Origin of the sequence: Sphingomonas sp. URHD0057 (assembly GCF_000620665.1) — a bacterium.
GTDB lineage: Bacteria > Pseudomonadota > Alphaproteobacteria > Sphingomonadales > Sphingomonadaceae > Sphingomicrobium.
Genome location: NZ_JIAU01000008.1, coordinates 51,257 through 70,023, shown reverse-complemented (window position 1 = coordinate 70,023; position 18,767 = coordinate 51,257). Strand labels below are relative to the sequence as shown.

At 66.3% G+C, this 18,767-nt stretch carries 19 protein-coding genes and 1 tRNA gene; 15 read left to right on the top strand and 5 right to left on the bottom strand.

The features are described 5' to 3' along the window. The first annotated feature begins 68 nt into the window (after positions 1–68). Positions 69–524 (top strand): hypothetical protein, encoded by a 456-nt coding sequence (locus tag N539_RS0107230; protein WP_037552529.1) that lies wholly within the window; start codon positions 69–71, stop codon positions 522–524. Here the strand turns inward: N539_RS0107230 and uvrB are convergent, their stop codons facing one another. The 3 genes from uvrB to N539_RS0107215 all read right to left on the bottom strand — a co-directional run bounded on the left by uvrB (position 525) and on the right by N539_RS0107215 (position 4,836). Continuing rightward, on the bottom strand, positions 525–2,723 hold the full coding sequence (gene uvrB / locus N539_RS0107225; protein WP_028969734.1) for an excinuclease ABC subunit UvrB: 2,199 nt from the start codon (positions 2,721–2,723) through the stop codon (positions 525–527). A gap of 55 nt (positions 2,724–2,778) precedes the next feature. After that, entirely contained in the window at positions 2,779–3,045 is a 267-nt protein-coding gene (locus N539_RS0107220; RefSeq protein WP_028969733.1) for a hypothetical protein, read from the bottom strand. A 105-nt stretch (positions 3,046–3,150) separates the two neighbouring features. Then, positions 3,151–4,836 carry a YadA family autotransporter adhesin gene (locus tag N539_RS0107215; RefSeq protein WP_028969732.1) on the bottom strand — a complete coding sequence of 562 codons (1,686 nt, stop codon included), beginning with the start codon at positions 4,834–4,836 and terminating at the stop codon, positions 3,151–3,153. 332 nt (positions 4,837–5,168) lie between these two features. Between N539_RS0107215 and N539_RS0107205 the strand changes: the two genes are divergently transcribed. Genes N539_RS0107205 through N539_RS0107195 form a run of 3 tightly spaced genes read left to right on the top strand, consistent with a single transcriptional unit; the run spans position 5,169 to position 7,025 of the window. Then, entirely contained in the window at positions 5,169–5,726 is a 558-nt protein-coding gene (locus N539_RS0107205) for a DUF3617 domain-containing protein (RefSeq protein WP_028969731.1), read from the top strand. 15 nt (positions 5,727–5,741) lie between these two features. Further along, on the top strand, positions 5,742–6,134 hold the full coding sequence (locus N539_RS0107200) for a VOC family protein (protein ID WP_028969730.1): 393 nt from the start codon (positions 5,742–5,744) through the stop codon (positions 6,132–6,134). 3 nt (positions 6,135–6,137) lie between these two features. Next, the gene (locus tag N539_RS0107195) at positions 6,138–7,025 is read left to right on the top strand and encodes a diacylglycerol/lipid kinase family protein (RefSeq protein WP_028969729.1); all 888 of its coding nucleotides are present in this window, start codon (positions 6,138–6,140) and stop codon (positions 7,023–7,025) included. Here the strand turns inward: N539_RS0107195 and N539_RS0107190 are convergent. After that, a complete protein-coding gene (locus N539_RS0107190) occupies positions 7,022–8,131 on the bottom strand; it encodes a hypothetical protein (RefSeq protein ID WP_156029820.1) in 1,110 nt (369 codons plus the stop codon). The genes N539_RS0107195 and N539_RS0107190 overlap by 4 nt on opposite strands. Before the next feature lie 53 nt (positions 8,132–8,184). Between N539_RS0107190 and N539_RS0107185 the strand changes: the two genes are divergently transcribed. From N539_RS0107185 to cyoD, 11 genes are all read left to right on the top strand, one after another. Continuing rightward, positions 8,185–8,700: a PadR family transcriptional regulator gene (locus N539_RS0107185; protein WP_028969727.1), complete on the top strand. Its 516-nt coding sequence runs from the start codon at positions 8,185–8,187 to the stop codon at positions 8,698–8,700. 43 nt (positions 8,701–8,743) lie between these two features. Further along, the gene (locus tag N539_RS0107180; protein ID WP_156029819.1) at positions 8,744–9,313 is read left to right on the top strand and encodes a hypothetical protein; all 570 of its coding nucleotides are present in this window, start codon (positions 8,744–8,746) and stop codon (positions 9,311–9,313) included. Between the two features lie 9 nt (positions 9,314–9,322). Further along, positions 9,323–9,802, top strand: a complete 480-nt coding sequence (locus N539_RS0107175; RefSeq protein WP_028969725.1) for a DUF2721 domain-containing protein — start codon at positions 9,323–9,325, stop codon at positions 9,800–9,802. A 53-nt stretch (positions 9,803–9,855) separates the two neighbouring features. Then, positions 9,856–10,584 carry a hypothetical protein gene (locus tag N539_RS0107170; RefSeq protein WP_231462943.1) on the top strand — a complete coding sequence of 243 codons (729 nt, stop codon included), beginning with the start codon at positions 9,856–9,858 and terminating at the stop codon, positions 10,582–10,584. Positions 10,585–10,624: 40 nt separating this feature from the next. Next, positions 10,625–11,620, top strand: coding sequence for a class II fructose-bisphosphatase (gene glpX / locus N539_RS0107165; RefSeq protein ID WP_028969723.1), 996 nt, complete (start codon positions 10,625–10,627; stop codon positions 11,618–11,620). A 33-nt stretch (positions 11,621–11,653) separates the two neighbouring features. Beyond that, entirely contained in the window at positions 11,654–13,405 is a 1,752-nt protein-coding gene (gene recJ / locus N539_RS0107160) for a single-stranded-DNA-specific exonuclease RecJ (RefSeq protein WP_028969722.1), read from the top strand. A gap of 41 nt (positions 13,406–13,446) precedes the next feature. Beyond that, positions 13,447–13,522 (top strand) — tRNA-Glu (locus tag N539_RS0107155). Positions 13,523–13,601: 79 nt separating this feature from the next. Further along, a complete protein-coding gene (gene cyoA, locus N539_RS15910) occupies positions 13,602–14,483 on the top strand; it encodes a ubiquinol oxidase subunit II (RefSeq protein ID WP_051531602.1) in 882 nt (293 codons plus the stop codon). 3 nt (positions 14,484–14,486) lie between these two features. Beyond that, positions 14,487–16,493: a cytochrome o ubiquinol oxidase subunit I gene (gene cyoB, locus N539_RS0107145; RefSeq protein WP_028969721.1), complete on the top strand. Its 2,007-nt coding sequence runs from the start codon at positions 14,487–14,489 to the stop codon at positions 16,491–16,493. After that, a complete protein-coding gene (gene cyoC, locus N539_RS15905) occupies positions 16,490–17,131 on the top strand; it encodes a cytochrome o ubiquinol oxidase subunit III (RefSeq protein ID WP_037552525.1) in 642 nt (213 codons plus the stop codon). The genes cyoB and cyoC overlap by 4 nt, the downstream gene beginning before the upstream one ends. Continuing rightward, positions 17,128–17,517 (top strand): cytochrome o ubiquinol oxidase subunit IV, encoded by a 390-nt coding sequence (cyoD, locus tag N539_RS0107135; RefSeq protein WP_028969720.1) that lies wholly within the window; start codon positions 17,128–17,130, stop codon positions 17,515–17,517. The genes cyoC and cyoD overlap by 4 nt, the downstream gene beginning before the upstream one ends. Here the strand turns inward: cyoD and N539_RS0107130 are convergent. Next, positions 17,514–18,767: an MgtC/SapB family protein gene (locus N539_RS0107130; protein WP_028969719.1), complete on the bottom strand. Its 1,254-nt coding sequence runs from the start codon at positions 18,765–18,767 to the stop codon at positions 17,514–17,516. The two genes, cyoD and N539_RS0107130, sit on opposite strands and share 4 nt — an antisense overlap.

Genomic DNA, 18,767 nt, shown 5'->3' with positions numbered 1-18,767 from the left:
GGCCGGGGGATCGGCGCCTGATAGGTTGAGGCCGCTCGACTGGACCGGCGGCGAGGAGGGGACGGAAGATGCAACAAGCCGTGACCGCGCGGACGCCCATGCACTTGTGGATCGTCGGTTTCCTGGCGCTGCTGTGGAACGGGTTCGGCGCGTACGACTATCTCATGACCCGCATGCGCAACGAGGATTATCTCGCCAGCGCGATGCCGGGAGTCGATCCCAATGCGATGCTCGCGTGGATCGACGGTTTCCCTTTGTGGGCGCAGATCGGCTGGGGGCTTGGGGTGTGGATGGGCCTGCTGGGCGCGATCCTGTTGCTGGTCCGCAGCCGCTGGGCGGTGTGGTCGTTCCTGCTGTCGCTGATCGGCGCGCTGCTAGGCCTCGGCTACCAGATGGCGATGGCGCCGCCGATGCCAGGCGGCGAGGGCGCGATGGCGAAAGCGATGCCGGTTGTCGTCATCGTCGTCGCCGGCGCGCTGTACCTCTACGCTCGGGCAATGGAGCGCAAGGGCGTGCTCCGCTAGTCAGCCGCGCCGCCCGCCGAACCGCGTCCGCTGCTGTTTGCCAAACCGCCCTTTGCGTGTGCCCGGTTTCCCCTCACTCGAATTGCCGAGCGGGCGCGGGGCGACGCGCTGGTCGTGGGGGATTCCGAGGTCGTCTTCCTCGAGGCGGCGGATCTCGTCGCGGAGGCGGGCGGCTTCCTCGAACTCGAGGTCGGCGGCGGCCTTGCGCATGCGCTCTTCGAGGTCGCCGAGATAGGCCTTGAGGTTGTGCCCGACGAGGTGCGGGCGGTCCTCGTCGCCGGTGTCGACGACGACCCCGTCGCGGGTCGAGAGATGGGCGAGGACGTCGTGGATGTTGCGCTTGATGCTCTCGGGCGTGATGCCGTGCTCGGCGTTATATTCGAGCTGCTTCTCGCGCCGGCGATTGGTCTCGGCGAGCGCGCGCTCGATCGAGCCGGTGATGGTGTCGGCGTAGAGGATCACGCGCCCGTCGACGTTGCGCGCGGCGCGGCCGATGGTCTGGATCAGCGAAGTCTCCGAGCGCAGGAACCCCTCCTTGTCGGCGTCGAGGATGGCGACGAGGCCGCATTCGGGAATGTCGAGGCCCTCACGGAGGAGATTGATGCCGACGAGCACGTCGTAGACGCCGAGCCTGAGCTCGCGGATCAGCTCGATGCGCTCCAGGGTTTCGACGTCCGAGTGCATGTAACGCACCTTGAGACCCGCCTCGTGCAGATATTCGGTCAGGTCCTCCGCCATCCGCTTCGTCAGCGTGGTGACGAGCGTGCGGTAGCCCTTCTTGGCCGTCAGCTTCGCTTCGTTGACGAGGTCGTCGACTTGGTCCTCGACCGGCTTGATCTCGACCGGCGGGTCGATCAGCCCGGTCGGCCGGATCACTTGCTCGGAGAAGACGCCGCCGGTCTCGTTGATCTCCCACGGTCCGGGAGTCGCCGAGACGAATGTCGTCTGCGGGCGCATCGCGTCCCATTCGTTGAAGCGCAGCGGGCGGTTGTCGATGCAGCTCGGCAAGCGGAAGCCATATTCGGCGAGCGTGATCTTCCGCCGGTGATCGCCGCGCGCCATCGAGCCGATCTGCGGCACCGTCTGGTGGCTCTCGTCGACGAACAATAAAGCATTGTCGGGCAGATATTCGAACAGGGTCGGCGGCGGCTCGCCCGGCAGGCGGCCGGTGAGGAAGCGCGAGTAATTCTCGATGCCCGCGCAGGAGCCGGTCGCGGCGATCATCTCGAGGTCGAAGTTGGTGCGCTGCTCGAGCCGCTGCGCTTCGAGCAGGCGCCCTTCGGCAGTGAGCTCCTTCAGCCGCTCGGCCAGCTCGTGCTTGATCGCCTCCATCGCCTGCTTGAGCGTCGGCCCGGGCGTCACATAGTGCGAGTTGGCATAGACCTTGATGTAATCGAGGGTCGCGACCGACTTGCCCGTCAGCGGGTCGAATTCGGTAATCGTCTCGATCTCGTCGCCGAAAAAGCTGACTCGCCAGGCCGTGTCCTCATAGTGCGACGGGAAAATCTCCAGGCTGTCGCCGCGCACCCGGAAATTGCCGCGCGCGAACGCCTGGTCGTTGCGGCGGTACTGGAGCGCGACAAGCTTGCGGATGACTTCGCGCTGGTCCTCGCTCGCGCCCTTCTTGAGCGAGAAAGTCATGGCCGAATAGGTTTCGACCGAGCCGATGCCGTAAAGGCAGCTGACCGAGGCGACGATGATCACGTCGTCGCGCTCGAGCAGCGATCGCGTCGCCGAGTGGCGCATGCGGTCGATCGCCTCGTTCACGCTCGATTCTTTCTCGATGTAGGTGTCGGTGCGCGCGACGTAGGCTTCGGGCTGGTAGTAATCGTAGTAGCTGACGAAATATTCGACCGCATTGTCGGGGAAGAAGCTCTTGAATTCACCGTAGAGCTGGGCGGCGAGGATCTTGTTGGGCGCGATCACCAGTGCCGGCCGCTGCAAGGTCTCGATGACCTTCGCCATGGTGAAGGTCTTGCCCGACCCGGTGACCCCGAGGAGCACCTGGCTCGTTTCGCCATTCTCGGCGATGCCTTCGACCAGCTCGCGGATCGCCGTTGGCTGATCCCCGGCCGGCTCATAGTCCGCGACCAGTGTGAACGGCTTTCCGCCCTCGGCCTTGTCGGGTCGCGGCGGGCGGTGCGGAACGAAGCTCTCGGTTTCGGGCTCGGCCAGCGAGGTGCGGATTTGAATCGCCATTCTCGCCGATATGGGAGCTACGGCGGCTCCGGACAATTCGAGAGATTGCCGATCGTCAAAACCAGAAGGTTAGCGCTGCAAACAGCAGGATCACGAGGCCGAGGAAGAATAGCCGGTCGGCGATCACGTCGAGGCGTTTGTCGCTCCGGCCGAGCGCGAGATGCGCCGTCATGCAGCTGCCGATGAACAGAATCGCCGCGGCGAACGCAACCTCGTCCGCGATCGAACGGTTGCCGTGCCCGCTGATGTGGACGACGGTCACGATGAGCAGCGCCACGCCCAGCAACGACGCGCTGGCGCCCAGGATGTTGTCCGACTTCATCGCGACCCCGTCATTGGAGCGACCAACTGTACGGAGCGACGGGCAAGTTGCAATCGGGGACCAATGGCCCCGGGGCGGTGGGCAGCCCCGGGACCATCATCGACGTCAGAACTGGAAGCCGACGCCTCCGTTCGCTCCGACATGCTCGCTGCTGTCGTAGGTCACGCCGAGCTTCAACACGGTTTGTCCGTTGTCGGTGCGATGCGATGCGCCGATCGCCAGGGCAGTCCGGCCCCGATAGGTTCCGAAGCCGGCCGCCACCATGCTCCGGCCGGGGTCGGACGCCTGCGGCATGCCGGCGGCGGCAAGCGCCGCGGCGCTGCCGGCACGGGCTTCGCGGCGCGCACTGCGAAGGTCGAAGTTCACCTGCTGCAGGCGGACGTCGGTGTAGTGGTTGGAGCGCGTCACGGCATTGTCAGCGACGTCGTTGAGCTGGTCGAGGTTGACCGCGTCGGTGCCCGCCGTGCCGGCCGCGACGTTATGCAGGCCGACCGGCGTCCCGGCATTGCCGAGCGTCACCGAACTGTGGTCGGGACCATCATATTGGACGCTGTTGTTGGCGAGATCGAGCGCCTCGTCGGCGGTGTCCTGGGCGGCGGCCGCAGCGACATTGGTGAGGTACAGCTGCCCGCCGTTGACGGCGTCGGTCGAGCCGGCCGCGACGGTTCCGGCAGCGACGTTGTGAACCCGAACCGGGCCTGCCCCGCCGCTGACGATCGTGACGTCGTTCGTCGCCGTTCCTCCGTTCGGTGTCGTCGGCGTTCCCGGGTTGCTATACTGCACCGGCCCGTCCGCGCCGAGCGAGATGTTGTCCACCTGAGTCTGCAGGGTGGTGAAGTTCGTCTGCAGGTTGGTGATGTCGGTCTGGACGTTCGTGATGTCTGTCTGGATGCCACCGATGTCGGTTTGCAGGTTGGTCACGTTCACCTGGACGTTCCCGAGGTCGGTCTGGAGGTTGGTGATGTCGGTGGTGTTCGCCTGCACCTGCTGGTCGACCGCATAGAGCTGCGACCCGTTGACGGCATCGGTCGAGGTCGCGGTCACGGCGCCGGCAGCGACGTTGCCGATGGTCGTCCCGGCGGCGCCATCGAGCGTGATGGTCGCGTGGGTGCCGTCGTCATATTGCACTACGTCGGTCGGGATCAGCGCGGCGACCGCCTGAACCTGAGCCAGATTCGCGGCGTCGGTCGGAGCGGAGCCGGCAGCGACATTGGTAATCTGACGCTCCGCGCCCGACGCGCCCACCGACACTTCGCCGGCGGAGTTTTGCAGGCCCACGAGCAACGGGGCGACATAGTTCGCCTGGGCGCCGCGCGCCGCGATCGAGTCGGCGCCGAGGGCGACGCTGTTAGCGGCGGTGACCAAGCTGCCGGTGCCGAGCGCGACCGACCCGATACTGTTCGCCCCGACAGTGGCATCGGTGCCGAGCGCGATCGCGCCGGTCGCGGTCGCATCGGTCGCGGCATTGTTGCCGATCGCGATCGAGTCGATCTCGCCCGCCTGGGCTTCCTCGCCGGTGGCGCCGAGCCCGGTAACCGCATTGCCGCCGATCGAGATGCCGGCGGGCGTGTCGAGCGTATAGCTGTCGGCCTGCGCATTGCACTCGTCCGACGGACCGACGAGCGTGCCGTCGGATGCGATTACATTGAGGCCGATATCGCCGCCCGCGGCGGCGGTCGTAAGCAGGCCGTTCACATCGACGCTGAGCGGCGACGGCAAGCCAAGAGCGCCAAGCGTATCGTTCACCGTGCTTTCGATCGGGTCGTAGATGCCGGTGACGACGGGATCCATGATCCCGGTCACGACCGATGGCGGCAAGCTGACCCCGGAGCAGACGCTGACCAAGGTGTCGGGCGTCGGCGCGGCGTAGGCCGGCGCCGGTGCAAACGACGCTGCGAGCGCGGCGGAGCCGCATGCGCGGTGGAGGAGAAGTCTCGTCCGTGAAGCGCAGGAACGGCCTGGCTGCGTACGTGCCTTGGCTGACATGGGGGTGCCCCTTCTGTGTTAAACAGACCGAGCACCGCTGAGGATGAGCGAAAGCGATTAACGAAACGATAACCCTGCTCGGCTGGCCTGTGCCTCGACCGGGCTTTATGGTGGCCGAGTCAACGAGGGGACCGGAGATGAAAGCAGCCGTTCTGCTGATCGCCTGCGCACTGCCGCTGGCCGCGTGCAACAAAGGGCCCGAGGTCGACGAGAAGGACGCGAGCGTGGCCGAGGTCGCCGCGAAGGTTCGGCAAAGCGCCGGCGACCAGACGTTCGTTCGGCCCGGCCTGTGGGAATCGAAGGTAACCATCGAGAAATTCGACGTGCCCGGAATGCCGGCCGACATGGCGCAGCGGATGAAGACGATGATGGCGGAGAACCAGGAGCATGGCTTCCAGACCTGCCTGACGGCCGAGGACGTCAAGCGGCCAAGAGAGGATTTCTTTGCGGGCAAGAACAACCAATGCCGTTACGAGCATTTCACCATGGACGGCGGGAAGATCGACGCGGCGATGCACTGCGGCGGCAAGGACGGCGGCACGCAGGTGATGCAGATGGCGGGCACCTATTCGCCCGACAGCTATCAGATGCAGACGTCGATGAAGTTGAGCGGCACCGGCCCGCAAGGCGGCATGAACATGTCGATGCGGGTCGAGGCGCAGCGGGTTGGCGAATGCAAGCAGGGCCAGAGCTAAGGGAGGGAGGCAGGAATGATTGGATATGTGACCGTCGGCAGCAACGATATCGATAAAGCTCGCAACTTTTACGACAATCTGATGCCCACGATCGGCGCGGGCCGGATCATGGAATTCGGCGACAATTTCACGATGTACGGCACCGGCATGGGCAAGCCGGGCTTGGCGGTGTGCAAGCCCCATGACGGCAATGCGGCGACGGCCGGAAACGGCAACATGGCGTCGATCGCCTGCGACAGCCGGGCCAAGGTCGACTCGCTTCACGCCAAGGCGATGGAGCTCGGCGGCAAGTGCGAAGGTCCTCCCGGCGTTCGGGGCGACGAGGGCGAGCGGGCGTTCTATGGCGCCTATTTTCGCGACCTCGACGGGAACAAGCTCGCAGCCTTCTGCATCGGCCCAGCCAGCTAAAGCGTGCCGGTCGCGGTCCTGCTCAACCGCGGTGGCGGCGCGGTCGCCGCGGACGCGGGGATCGCGGACAAGGTCGCGACGGCGCTTAGTGAAGCGGGTGTCGATGCGGCGGTCGAGCTGATCGACGGCGGTGACTGCGAAGTGCGCAGCAAGGCGGTCGCCGAGCGCGGCGATGCGCTGCTCATCGTCGGCGGCGGCGACGGCACCATCGGCGCCGCAGCGTCGGCATTGATCGGGACCGGGACCAGGCTCGGCATCCTGCCCCTCGGGACACTCAACCATTTCGCGCGCGACCTCGGGATCCCAGCCGACCTCGGCGAGGCAGCGAAGCTAATCGCGTCTGGAATCGAGAAGCGCGTCGACGTCGCCGAGATGAACGGGCGCATCTTCATCAACAACAGCGCGATCGGTTTGTACCCGCTGATGGTTGTGGACCGCGACCTCCAGCGACGAAGGCTTGGCCGGAGCAAGCGCCTGGCGATGCTGGTCGCCTCGCTTCGCACCCTGGCGCGCTTCAACCACCAGCGGCTGACGCTTACCGTCAACGACGACAAAGCCCGCGTCGATACGCCGCTGCTGTTCGTCGGCAACAACGATTATCGGCTCGATCTCGGCGCGCCGGGGCAGCGCGAAAGCCTCGATGATGGCCAATTGTGCGTGCTGGTAATGCGCAAGAAGACCCGGGCCGGGCTGATCGCCGCGAGCATTCGCGCGCTGCTCAGGCGCACCCGGCGCGATGACATGGTGAGGATCGACGGCGTCGAGCGGCTGCGGGTCGACAGCCATCGCAGTCATCTGACGGTCTCACTCGACGGGGAAGTGGTGCGCTCGGCTCCGCCGCTGGACTATCGCATCCGCAAGCAGGCGCTCGCGGTGATCGCGCCGCGCTAGGATATACGTTCGGCGGGCGCGACTTGGCCCTCGGCCGTGATCAGTTCGAGGCGGACGACGCGACCATCCTTGCGGAAGAATTGGATACGGTCTCCTGTCGCGGGCATCTCGAACAGATCCCCGCCGAGATATTTGAGCGCGAACGGCGGGCGGCCGTCGCGCTGGTGGATGAGTTTGCCTCTTTCGAGGTGGATCGAACGCGGGCCGAAGCGGCCGGTGAAATCGTTCCACGACGGCCGCTCGCTCGCGGGATCGAGGACCCAGCTGCGCTTGTTGGCGGGATCGAGCACGATGGTGAGGTGACGGATGACGGCAAAGCCGATGTTCGCGGTCGAAGCCGGCATCGAGAAGCTCACTTCGGGATCCGTTACGCGATAGGGGCCGACAACGAGCGCGCCGGCCAGCGTGCCCCCGAGTACCTTGCGTTCCGCGAGCGCCGATTTGGCGATCCCAACGACCTTCGCGGGCGACTTGAGGGCCGTCGTTTTGACGAGGTCGCCGCCCAGGATCAGCGTGCTGTCATTTCCGGTGTCGATCATCGCTTCGCGCCGTTTGCCGGCAACTGAAATTTCCACCGCGGGCAGGTTTTTCTTGTAGGCGTGCCCTGAGCCGGGAGGGACGAACCCGCTGTTCCTCGGAATGATCCTGACCCGGTTGAGGCCAAGCTCGATGACGACGTAGCGGTCGCCGAAACTATAGGGTCCAAAGACGCCCATCTCGTCGCCAGAGCGATACTGGAGCAGTTGCACGGTCTTTGTTTCGAGCGGCACCCCGCTGAGACGCGGGTCGGGAGTCGCCACCACCGGAACTTCCAGCGTATTGCCCGAGGCGCCATCGACGACTGTCGAATGGCCGACGACCTTGAGCGAAGCGCGCGTTCCATAGGCCGCATCGAGAATGTTTTCGTCGGTCCCCGTGTCGAACACAACGGGCAGTGGCGCGCTGTCGCCGATGGTCAGCATGGCGAGCGGCCGGCTCGTCGAGACATAGAGCGGCACAATTTCGGTCGCTGGAGCCACCGTGTGGCCCTTCGCCCCGCCTTGCGATAACGCCGCGCTTGCGCCCATTGCCGCAATGAAGCCTGTGATCAAAAGACGACCAACCATAACGCCCTCCCGAAATATGATACGATTCGTACCAAACACGGTGGATTTCGACAATGCGTACTGAACGCCAGCTGACTGAGCTCGAAGGCGCAGTCCTCACCGAGATCGCGCTGCGCGGAAACGATACCGCCTACCAGGTTCGCCGCGCGTTCCAGCTGTCGCCCAGCGTCCAGTGGCGTGGCAGCGCCGGAGCGGTTTCGCCGGCCATCCGGCGCCTGAAGGCGGCGGGGTATGTCGCCGCGGATGCGCATCCGCGCCGCGCTGGACACACATTGGCAGTCACCCCAGCGGGCCGCCGAGCGCTCGACGCATGGGCCAGCACCCTCGAGCTGGCAACGGGCATCGGTGTCGATCCCTTTCGCCTTCGTTCGGGCGTATGGGACTATCTCAGCACCGCGAAGCGTCGAGCGCTGTTCGAGAAGCTGGAAAAGGCGCTGCGTGCGGACCTGATGGCGTTGCAGGCGCGTAGCGAACCGGATGCGGTCGACCGTCGCCAAACCCAGCTCGCGATCGCGCTTCTCGAAGCACGGCTTGCTTGGCTCGGCGCCGAATCGGATGAGGGAACCTGAGCGCATCCGGCTGGTTCGGGACCGCGACACAAGGGGCATCAACGTGGCGACTCGACCCGGCTTGTCCGATTATATCCGCGCCCGGGCCGTCCGCGTGGCGGGCATCGCGATCATCCTGCTTGGCGGGGCCGCCGCGCTGCTGCCGAGCGAGAAAGGCATATCGTCGGACATGATCGGCGGGCTCTTGATCGCAGCGGGCCTGATCGAACTCGTCGCCGGCTCGCTGCGCCGGGAAGTGCGCCAGCTGGCGATGGCCGCCGGCGGGGTGACCGCGCTCGCCGGGCTGCTGTTCATCATCAACCCCGAAACCCAGTTCTTTCCGAGCGTGGCCCCGGTCGTCGCCTGGCTCGTGATCCGCGGCCTGATCCTCGCCATTGCTGCCACCCGCACCGCGGGCTCGGTGCAGACGTGGATGGCGCTTTCCGCCGGGATGGACGTCCTGCTGGCAGCATTGCTGATCACCGGCCTGTCGATCGCGACGATCGTCGTCAGCCTGTTCGGCCCGACCGCGCCGCTGATTGCCACGTTCGCGTGGATTCTGGCGGCCAGCTTCGTCGTCAACGGGCTGCTGCTGCTCGAAGTCGCGAGTTGCGAACGGGACGCGGCAGCCTAATACGCCCCGATGTTCGAAAGCTCGCCCGACCTGTCGGTCAACACGGTTGGAGAAATCGTGCGGCTGGCGCTCGCGCCGGTGTTCCTGCTCAGCGGCATCGGCGCGTTCCTCAATGTCTTGGCGTCGCGACTGTCGCGGATCGTCGACCGCTCGCGGGACATCGAGCCGCTGCTCCTTGCCAGCCGAGGCGCCGAGCACGATCGCTGGATCGCGGACCTCAAGGTGCTGGACCGGCGGATGTCGCTGATCAGCTGGGCAACCGCTCTGTCGGTCACCTCGGCCATCCTGACCTGCCTGGTGGTGGTGCTGCTGTTCGCCGCCAACCTCATCCGCACCCATCTCGGCAATCCGATCGCGCTGCTGTTCATCGGCTCTATGTTGAGCATCGGCGCGGGCTTTGGCGTTTTTCTCCTCGAAACCGCGATCGCGGCGCGCGCCGTGCGCGTCCGTTCGGACCTGCTCCAGCATCGCGTGGAGGAGGGCGACTAGCTGGAAGTGCGGCCGCCGGGCTGATAGTCTGCCGACGGTAATTCGGGGGAATGATGATGCGGTCGATCATGATTGGCGCAGTGCTGCTGGCGCTGGCGTCGCCGGCTTTGGCGAAGCCGAGTGCGGCGAAGGCTCCGCCGAAAAAGGAGGCGCCGGCGGCAAAGGCACCGGACTTCGACATCGGCCAGATGATGGCGGTGATGGACAAGCTGTTTCCCGCTCAGCCCGACCCGGCGCCGGCGCGGCTGGCCTTGTCGCGAACCGCGGTCCAGGGCCTGCTCCCCGATGGCACTTACGCGCGCATGATGGATGGCGTGATGCACGGCGTCGCCGACCGGGTCCTCGGGCTGACCGAAGCGGATCTCGGCAAGACCGATGCCAAGGGCAAGGCCGCCGATACGACGACGCTGCGCGAAAAGATGGCCAAGGACGACCCCAATTTCGACGAGCGGATGCGGATCATCGAAAAGATCGTCGGCGAGGAGTTCGCCAAGATGACCGCGATGATCGAACCGCGCCTGCGCGAAGGGCTGGCGCGGTCGATGGCGCGGCGGTTCGACGAAAAGCAGCTGGCCGACCTCAACGCCTTCCTCGCGACCGACAGCGGGCGCGCCTTCGGCCGCCAGAGCATGGCGATGTATGTCGACCCCGACGTGATGCGCGCCATGGTCAGCACCTTGCCCGAGATGATGAAGGGGATGCCGGACGCCGCAAAGCGCATCGAAAGCGAAACCGCGCATTTGCCAAAGACCAAAGGCGACAAGGCCAAGCCCGCCAGCTGATCGCTCGACAAGCCTGCGACCCCTCGCCTATCGGCTCGTCATGAGCCGCGCAGATTCGTCCGCTTCGTCCGTCCTCGATCGGGTTCTGGTCCTCGAGATGGTCCGGGTCACCGAGGCTGCGGCGATCGCCGCCTCGAAGTGGATCGGGCGCGGCGACAATGACGCCGCCGACGCTGCCGCAGTCGAAGCGATGCGCATGGCGCTCAATGAGCTTCCGCTGTGCGGCACGGTGGTCATCGGCGAGGGTGAACGCGACGAGGCGCCCATGCTCTACATCGGCGAAAAGGTCGGCTGCGAGCAGTCCGACGGGCCTAAGATCGACATCGCGCTCGACCCGCTCGAAGGCACCACCCTGACCGCCACGGCCGGCCCGAACGCGCTCGCCGTCCTCGCCATTGCCGAGAACGGCTGCCTGCTGAACGCGCCCGACACCTATATGGAAAAGCTGGCGATCGGCCCCGGCTGTCCCGATGGCACCATAGACCTTGCCAAGTCTCCGGCGGACAATGTTCGGGCGATCGCCGCGGCAAAGGGCGTCGCGCCCGGCGACATTACCGCCTGCGTTCTCGACCGGCCGCGCCACGAAGCGATCATCCGTGAGCTGCGCGCGCTCGGATGCAGCGTCCGCCTGATCCCCGACGGCGATGTCGCGGGGGTGATCGCAACTTCCGACCCGGACACCGGGATCGATGTCTACATGGGCACCGGCGGAGCCCCCGAGGGAGTGCTTGCCGCCGCCGCGCTGCGCTGCGTCGGCGGGCAGATGCAGGGGCGCCTGGTGTTCCGCAATGATGACGAAATTGCCCGCGCCCGCCGCTGGGGGATCGAGGATCTCGAGCGGATCTACCGCCTGGAGGACATGGCCAAGGGTGATTGCATCTTCGCCGCCACCGGAGTGACCGACGGATCGCTGCTCGACGGGGTGCATGTGCGCAAGGGCTGCACGACCACCCACAGCATTGTCATGCGCGCGAGCACGGGCACGGTGCGCCGGGTGTCCACAGAATATCACGACCTCATGCACCGCGGACTCTAGACCGGGGAGTCCGCCGCACTTACGTTCCCTTGCGTGGGGACCGTGCTCAACATCGACCGATCGATCAGCGGCCAGCCGTGGCGCTGGCGGCGCGTTGGCGAGCCGGGGTTGAGCATGGATGCGCTGGTCGACGAGTTGCTGCTCGCCCGCGGTGTCGAGCGCGACGATCTTCCCCGCCACCGCGATCCAAAGATCCGCGACTTCCTCCCCGACCCGTCCTGCTTTCGCGACATGGACAAAGGCGCGAAACGCCTGGCCGACGCGATCCAGAGCGGTGAGACGATCGCCATCTTCGGCGATTACGATGTCGATGGGGCGACCAGCGCCGCGCTGCTGACCCTGCTGCTGCGCCGGCTCGGTTCCGATCCTATCGTCTACATCCCCGATCGGCTGATGGAGGGCTACGGGCCATCGGGCAAAGCGCTGGTCGAGCTCCAGGCGAGGGGGGCCAGCGTCGCCGTCTGCGTCGACTGCGGAGCGCAGGCCTTCGAGGCGCTGGAGGAAGCGCGGACGGCGGGCCTCGACGTGATCGTGGTCGACCACCACCAATGCGCGAGCCTGCTTCCCGCAGCCTTCGCGCTAATCAATCCCAATCGCCTCGACGAGAGCGCGGACGGCGCCGCCCAAGGGCATTTGGCCGCGGTTGGGATGGCATTCCTGCTCGGCGTGGCGCTGCTTCGCGAGCTGAGGACGCGCGGCGCGTTCGAGGCGATCGCCGAGCCGAAGATCCTCGATCTGCTCGACCTCGTCGCACTCGGCACGGTAGCCGACGTCGCTCGTCTCAAGAACCTCAATCGTGCGTTTGTGACGCAGGGCCTGAAGGTCATGGCGGGGCGGCAGAATGTTGGGATGGCCGCGTTGATCGAGGCGTCCCGGCTGGTGAAGCCGCCGAGCTGCCGCGATCTCGGCTTCGCCCTCGGTCCGCGGATCAACGCCGGCGGCCGGGTCGGCAAATCGGACCTCGGCGTGCGCCTGCTGACCACCGCCGATCCCGAGGAGGCGCGGACGATCGCGGCCGAGCTCGACCGCCTGAACGAAGAACGCCGGGGAATCGAGCTGCTGGTCTGCGAGCAGGCCGAGCAGCAGGCCGCCGACCAGACCGAAGCGCCGGTGATTACGGTGATGAGCAGCGGCTGGCACCAGGGCGTGATCGGGATCGTCGCCGGACGGCTGAAGGAGCGCTTCGGCCGGCCCGCGATCGTCATCTCCGAATGCGAGGACGGCAGCGGCAAGGGCTCGGGCCGGTCGATCTCCGGGGTCGATCTCGGTGCGGCGGTGCTGGCGGCGAAGCACAGTGGGCTGCTGCTGGCGGGCGGCGGGCATGCCATGGCTGCCGGCCTGACGCTTCCGCAAGGCGGGCTCGAGCCGTTCCGCGAGTTCATCAACGCGCGGCTCGCCGACGATGTCGAAAGGTCGCGCAGCGATCGCGCCTTGCTGCTCGATGCGCTGCTTGCCCCCGGCGGCGTCGCCGCGGCATTGTGCGACGCGCTCGACCTCGCCGGGCCTTATGGCGCGGGCTGGCCCGGGCCGCGTGTCGCCGCCGGACCGGCGCGGCTGCTGAAGACCGGAATCGTCGGCGAGGGCCATGTTCGCGGCATCGCCACCGGCGACGACGGCCGCAGCTTCAAGTTCATCGCCTTCCGCAGCGCGGGCACCGACCTTGGACAGGCGCTGCTCGAATCCGCCACGGACCGGCGCTGGTGGCTGGCCGGGACGATCAAGCGCGACGAGTGGAACGGCGGCAACGCCGCCGAGATGCACGTCGAGGACGCCGCGCTTGCTTGACGCTTTTAGGCCCCTCGCCTAACCGGCACCGGCCTTCAAGCGGCCCCATCGTCTAGCGGTCTAGGACGTCGCCCTTTCACGGCGAAAACACGGGTTCGAGTCCCGTTGGGGTCACCACAGGCCGGTTCGCGTTCGTCTAGCTTTTCAACTCGTGCGGTCGGGGCTCGTGAATTCACCAGGGCGCCAAGGCAATGTGATGCAGCGCATCGGCCTCGCTGCCGCGGCTGCTGTCCTGACGGCCGGCTGCAATCGCGGCATCTTCGATCCGATCGGCCCTGTCGCCAGCGCCGAAAAGCAGATCCTCATCAACTCGACCGCGATCATGCTGGCCATCATCATTCCCACGATGATCGCGACCGTCGCCTTCGCCTGGTGGTTCCGTCGCGGCAACCGCAAGGCGACCTATCTCCCCGACTGGGAATATTCGGGTGCGGTCGAAATGGTGGTGTGGGGCATTCCGATCCTGACCGTCATGCTGCTTGGCGGCATCGCTTGGATCGGCAGTCACGACCTCGATCCGGGCCGGCCGCTGAAATCGAACGTGCCGCCGCTCAAGGTCGAGGTCGTCTCGCTCGATTGGAAATGGCTGTTCATCTACCCCGACCAGGGGATTGCGACGGTCAACCAGCTCGTTATCCCGGCCGGAACGCCGGTCAGCTACCGGCTGACGTCGGCGACCGTGTGGAACACCTTCTGGGTGCCGCAGATGGGGTCGATGATCTACACCATGCCGCGGATGACCACCCGCCTCAACCTCCAGGCGGACCGGCAGGGCTCCTTCAAGGGCCTGTCCGGGCACTTCAGCGGCGACGGCTTTCCGGGCATGGAGTTCCAGGTCCAGTCGCTGCCGCCCGACCAGTTCGCGATGTGGGCGCAGGGTGCGCGCGGCCAGGGTGGGGCGCTTGACGGGCGCAGCTACGCCGAGCTGTCGAAGCCGAGCAGCTACGTGAAACCCATCACTTACGGCACCGTCGCGCCCGGTCTGTACGACGCCATCGTCGCCAACCGCGCGCCGATGCTTCACCTGCCCCAGGCGACGACGCCCGATCCACCCTCAGCCGTACCGGCGGCAGGCTAGACGATGTTCGGAAAGCTCACCTGGGCGGCGATCCCATTCGACCAGCCGATCCCGCTGATCACCTCGCTCGTGGTGGCGCTCGCCCTCGCGGGGATCGCGCTATGGGTCTGGCGCAAGGGCTGGTGGCCTTACCTGTGGAACGAATACATCACCTCCACCGACCACAAGCGCATCGGCGTCATGTACATTGTGCTCGGCCTTGTGATGCTGGTGCGCGGGTTTGCCGACGCGATCATGATGCGCCTGCAGCAGTCGCTCGCGATCGGCGCGTCGCAGGGCTATTTGCCGCCCGAGCATTACAACCAGATTTTCTCCGCCCACGGCACGATCATGATCTTCTTCGTGGCGATGCCGCTGGTCATCGGCTTCATGAACTTCGTCGTTCCGCTGCAGCTCGGCGTGCGGGACGTTGCCTTTCCGACGCTGAACAACGTCAGCTTCTGGCTAAGCGCGTCGGGCGCGCTGCTGGTCAACCTCAGCCTGTTCATCGGCGAGTTCGCGCGCACCGGCTGGCTGGCGTTCCCGCCGCTCAGCGAAAAGGCTTTCTCGCCGGGGGTCGGCGTCGATTATTATCTCGTCGCGCTCCAGATATCGGGGGTCGGCACCGTGCTGACCGGCGTCAATTTCGTCACCACCATCCTCAAGATCCGCGCGCCCGGCATGAGCTATTTGCGGATGCCGGTATTCTGCTGGACGGCGCTCGCCTCCAACCTGCTGATCATCGCCGCTTTCCCGGTCCTGACCGTCACCTTGGGTCTGCTGATGCTCGACCGCTACCTCGGCTTCCACTTCTTCACGAATGACGGCGGCGGCAACTCGATGCTCTACATGAACCTGATCTGGGTCTGGGGGCATCCCGAGGTTTACATCCTCATCCTCCCCGCGTTCGGCATCTATTCCGAAGTCGTCTCGACCTTCTCCGGCAAGCCGCTGTTCGGTTACCGCTCGATGGTCTTCGCGACCCTCGCCATCTGCCTCATCTCGTTCATGGTGTGGCTGCACCATTTCTTCACCATGGGCGCCGGCGCCGACGTCAACGCCGTGTTCGGCGTCGCCAGCATGATCATCGGCGTGCCGACCGGCGTGAAAATCTACAACTGGCTGTTCACGATGTACGGCGGCCGCGTCCGCTTCACCGTGCCGATGCATTACGCGATCGGCTTCATGCTCACCTTCGTCATCGGCGGGCTGACCGGAATCCTGCTGGCGATCCCGCCGGTGGATTTCGTCGTCCACAACAGCCTGTTCCTCGTCGCCCACTTCCACCAGGTGATCATCGGCGGCGTCATCTTCGCGGTGATGGCCGGATACACCTATTGGTTCCCCAAGGCCTTCGGCTTCACCTTGGACGAGCGGCTCGGCAAGGCCATCTTCTGGTGCTGGTTCATCGGCTTCCACCTTGCCTTCATGCCGCTCTACGTGCTCGGCTTCTGGGGCGCGACCCGGCGGCTGCAGCATATTTCCGATCCGAGCTGGGCGCCGTTGCTGAACGTCGCGCTGCTCGGCGCAATGATCATCGGGCTCGGCATCGCCCTCACCGTCGTCCAGCTTCTCTATTCGATCCGGACGCGGGAGCAGCGGCGCGACGTCACCGGCGACCCGTGGGATGGGCGGACGCTGGAATGGCTGACGCTGTCGCCGCCGCCGCACTACAATTTCGCCGTCCTTCCCGACGTCCACGGCGAGGAAGCCTATTGGACGCGCAAGCAGACCGCGATCAAACAGGACCAGCTGATCGACGAACCCGACTATCAGCCGATCGAAATGCCGCTCAACACGCCGACCGGGGTGATCGTCGCCTTCTTCGCCGCGGTCTGCGGCTTCGCCGTCATCTGGTACATCTGGTGGCTGGCGATCCTCGGCCTGATCGGCTCGTTCGCCGTGATGGTCTGGTACGCCTGGCGCGACGAGCATGAGCATATCATCCCGGTCGAGGAGGTCAGGGCGAACGCGCGCGAGCGGCGCCGCATCCGCATGGAGCACCTCCACCGCCTGAGTCAGTCGACATGACGGCCGAAGCGGCGACCATTGGCCTCACCCATGGCGGCTCGGAAGATACCGGCCTTGGTCAGCGCGGCCCGGAATCGAAGAGCATCGTCATCCCCTACGGCTTCTGGCTGTTCGTGCTGTCGGACATGGTACTGTTCTCGGCCCTGTTCGCGACCTACGCCGCGCTGGTCCACGCGACCGACGCCGGCCCCGTCACCAACCAGCTGTTCGACCGCACCCTGGTGGCGATCGAGACGCTGGCACTGCTGCTGTCGAGCTTCGTGTGCGGCCTCGCGATGATCGCCGCCAAGCGCAAGAACATGGCGTGGACGCAAGGATGGCTGCTGCTGACCGGCCTGCTCGGCGCGGTGTTCCTGTTCATCGAGCTTTACGAGTTCCGTTCGATGATCGCGGAAGGCGCGCCGCCGCAGCGCAGCGCCTTCCTGTCGTCCTTCTTCACGCTGGTCGGCTGCCACGGCGCGCACGTCACCGCCGGGCTGCTGTGGATCGGCACGATGATGGCGCAGATCTGGGCCAAGGGCTTCCGTCAGGACATCGTCCGGCGGCTGCTGTGCCTCAGCATCTTCTGGCACGCGCTCGACATCATCTGGGTGGCGATCTTCACCATCGTCTACCTGATCGGGACCTTGCCAGCATGACCGAAGACGAAACCGACGTCATCGACGTCGCGCCGGGGGCGCCGCACAACAACATCGTCAGCGAGACGATGGCCTACGCCATCGGACTGGCGCTGGCGCTGATCCTGACCGGCGTTGCGTTCTGGGTGGCTTCGACGTCGACGCTGTGGGGGCCAGGCGTCGCCGTCGGCCTGGTCGTTCTCGCCATCGCGCAGATGGGCGTGCACCTGGTGTTCTTCCTTCACATCACCAGCGGCCCGGATAACACCAACAACGTGCTGGCGCTGGCGTTCGGCGTGCTGATCGTGTTCCTGGTGATGATCGGCACGATCTGGATCATGGGGCACATGGACGCGAACATGGCGCCGATGCCGGAGATGACGAACCTCATGAGCCAGCGCGGCTAAAGCCGGGTCCAGGCGATCGCGATCGAGATTGCGAGGACGACGACGCTCGCGGTCATCGCCAGTGCCGCGGACAGGCCCTTGCCCCGGGCGTAGACCAAAGTGATGCCGATCTTCACGGCCATGTTGGCGATGATCGTCCCGGCGATCGCGATTGCGGCGAGCAGCGGCGAGATCGCCCCCGGCTGCATTCCGCCGAGCGTGATGATGGCGGTGTCGACGCTCATGCTGCCGACGATCAGCAGCAGCACCGCGATGCCGCTCTGGCCGAACCGCCCTTCCGCCCAGGTCGCGGCAACCGCTGCGACGGCGACGAAGGCGGCAAAGCCAAGCGCGGGCAGGAGCGCGATCGGATTCCCCGGCGCGGCCGGCGCATCGGATTTGGGCGCCCGGCGATAGAGCCAGAGACCGGCGCCCCAGGCGACGACGACGGCGGGCAGCAGCAGCATCGAGATCGCGGGCAGCGCACGCGTGGCGAAGACCGCCATCAGCACCGGGACGCGGAGGTACATGACGGCCGTCGCAAGCGCGATCCCGGCCGGCTCGGCGCCCGCTTCCGCCTTCGATCCGAGCCGCTGGGCTAGCGCCTGAGTGACCGCCGTCGAGCTGTAGGCGCCGCCGATCAGCGCGGTGGCGATGGTCCCGTTGCGCTCGCCAAAGATGCGGTTGGCGGCATAGCCGAGGAATGAGAAGCCGGTGACCAGCACCACCACCAGCCACAGCCGCTGCGGGTCCCAGGCGCCGAGCGGCCCGTAATGTCCGCTGGGCAGGAACGGCAGGACGGCGCCGGCGATCACCGCGAAGCGGGCCAGCGCCTTCACGTCGTCGGCGTCGAGCCGCTCGACGAACCCGTGCAGTTCCTGGCGAAGCGCGAGCAGCGCGACTCCGACCGCGGCGCAGGCGATCGCCAGCGCCGGGTTCCCGTTCCCCGCGAGGAACCCCATCGCGACGGTTGCGATCGCGGCGACCGCGCTGGTCGAATCATGGTGGCTGCGAAGCTCGCGCGAGTAAGCGATGACCATGATCGCGACCATCGCGGTCGCGATCGCCGCCGCGACGACGACCTGGCCGAGCGCGCCGAGCAGCCCGGCGATCCCGCTGCCCAGGCCGAGCATGGTGAAAGTGCGGACCCCGGCAACGCGCGTGCCGGGCTTCTGGTCGCGAAGCTTCCAGCCGCGCTCGATCCCGATCAGCAACCCGCAGGCGAGCGCCGTCGCGACCGAGAGCGCCTGCCAGTACCAGCCGCCGTTCAC